At 64.1% G+C, this 2215-nt stretch carries 3 protein-coding genes; all 3 read right to left on the reverse strand.

What is annotated here, in order from left to right; all coding sequences use genetic code 11:
• The coding region (locus VD811_08250) for an FAD-binding oxidoreductase (GenBank protein HXV20962.1) at window positions 1-321 on the reverse strand (321 nt) is incomplete at its 3' end.
• A gap of 78 nt (window positions 322-399) precedes the next feature.
• A complete protein-coding gene (larA, locus tag VD811_08255; protein ID HXV20963.1) occupies window positions 400-1668 on the reverse strand; it encodes a nickel-dependent lactate racemase in 1269 nt (422 codons plus the stop codon).
• A 273-nt stretch (window positions 1669-1941) separates the two neighbouring features.
• Window positions 1942-2215, reverse strand: a 274-nt coding sequence (locus VD811_08260) for a sodium:solute symporter family protein (GenBank protein ID HXV20964.1), incomplete at its 5' end; no start/stop codon positions are given.

Genomic DNA, 2215 nt, shown 5'->3' on the forward strand with positions numbered 1-2215 from the left:
GGTGGCAACCAGGTTTTCCTGGTCGATCTCGAGGATTTTGTCCATCCGCTCGGTGGTCAGGACGATCCCCCCTTTGGTCGGCAGCGAACCGCCGGTGAAGCCGCTGCCGGCGCCGCGCGGGAAGACCGGGATCCGTTCGGCGTTGGCCAGTTGCATGATGCGGGCGATCTCCGCCGTGGAAGCGGGGCGGACCACCACCTCGGGCAGAAACTTCTGCTGGGTGGCGTCGTAGCTGTAGAGAATCAGGTCGGCCTTGTCCGTGTAGACGTTGCTGGCGCCGACGATCTCCTGCAGGGTTTTGATGATGCGGGGTTCGAGCATTGATCACAGTCCTCGATTGATTGTAGGGGCGAATCTTGTATTCGCCCAAGGGCGATCACCAGGATCGCCCCTACCAGATTATTTCACCATCGGCAAAACCGTCCCGCCATCGGGAATGATCACCGTGCGCGGATTCGGGGGCAGCTTTGCAAATGCCATCCGCAGCGCCTCGTCGAGATCGGCGGCCTTCTCCATTCCCATCTGCCGGGTTTCTTCCTCCCCCAGTTCGCTGACCAGGATGACCCGGTAACGCCTTGCCTTCATCAGGGTCGAGTAGGCGGTCTGGCCGTTGATCTCGTAGCGCTCGCGCAGGGCCGCCTCGAAGGCGTCCGGGTCCCGGTGGCGGAACCAGTCGAAGAAGGTGGCGTTGCCGAAGCCGTCCGGGCAGGCGGCGAGCAGGATGAGGGTGCCGCCTGCGCGCAGCGCGCCGACCCCGTAGTCGAGGGACTTGTGCGCCTGAATGAAGTTGATGTCCTTCGGCTGGCCGCCGCAGGAGACCACCGCCAGATCGGCCGGTGCGTCCAGCCCGACCGCGTAGAGCTTGCGGACCAGGTCGCAGGCGGCCAGATGCGCCTGCTCCATGTCGCCGGCGAAGACCACCAGCATCTCTTTCTGCGGCGACAGGACGGTGTTGAGCAGAAAATCCGGCTCGACCATGCGCGCCGCCGCCAGGATCGCCTCGTGCACCGGGTTCCCTTCCAGTACGCCGGTGGCCGCCCGGGGATGCCGGCCGCCGATTTCCGGCGGGTTGAGGACCCGGAAGTGCGTCGCCATGCAGGTTTCGCGCGCCGCCACCCCGGGGACCAGCCCCTTGCGGCCGCCGCCGAAACCGGCGAAGTAGTGGAAGCCGACGGTGCCGGTGACGATCACCCGGTCGGCTTCCATGACCCGGCGATTGACGGTGGCCGTCATGCCGTCGGCGGTGGCACCGATGGTCACCAGTTCGGCCGGGTTGTCGCAGTCGTGGTCGACGACCCGGATGCGGCCGAAGAGGGGACCGAGAATCTTGCGGTGCTCGCCTTCCGTCTGCTTCCGGTGGATGCCGAGGCCGACGAGGATCTCGATATCGTGGTCCGGAATGCCGCAGGCGTTGAGCCGCTCGACCAGCACCGGCAGGTAGACTTCGCTGCCGGTGTAGCGGGTGATGTCGGAGGTGACGACGACGACTTTTTCCCCCGGCCGGACGATCTCTTCCAGGGTGGGGGAGCCGATAGGAGCCTGCAGAGCATCGCGCACCAGCGCCGCCGGATCGGCGGGGGAGGGCGGCACCGTCGCCGTCAGGACGCGGGCTCCGTCGAGGCGGCAGGCATAGGTTCGGCTGCCGTATTTCAGCTCCAATTCGGCCATTGCTGACCTCCCGGGTAATTTGACCATGATACGGATTTTGCTCTAAAAGTGCAACCGTTCCGGTGTTTCCAGCTGATCGTTTCAGCTTGGATTTTTGATCCGAAAAAAATTACTCACGCGAAGCCGCGAAGAACGCGAAGTAAAATCAATTTGTCTTCAAAAAACAAATGTCACCCTTTTGGTGGTCGTTTGACCGTTCATTTAGGTTTCGTTCATATGATTTCGAATTTCTTCGCGCACTTCGCGGCTTCGCGTGAGACAGCATTTCCAGGGTTATTTACCGCCTCCCGGCCGTTCCAGCCAGAGCCCCGCCAGCAACAGCAGGAGAGCAAGACCAAGCCCCGGGTAAAGCGGGGGAATAGGGGGCCAGCCGGCTAGCCCGGCGGCTACCGTGCCGGCCGGCGCGAGAAAAATGGCCAGGGTGCCGGCCCGGGCGGGGGAGCGGCCGCGCAGGTAGACGGCGGCCAGCAGCGGCAGGCAGAGAGTGGCGCCGCGCAGTCCCATCGACAGGAAGCTCCACTGCAGGATGGTCGAGCCGAGGTTGAAC

The organism is Desulfuromonadales bacterium, from assembly GCA_035620395.1.
Lineage (GTDB): Bacteria > Desulfobacterota > Desulfuromonadia > Desulfuromonadales > DASPGW01 > DASPGW01.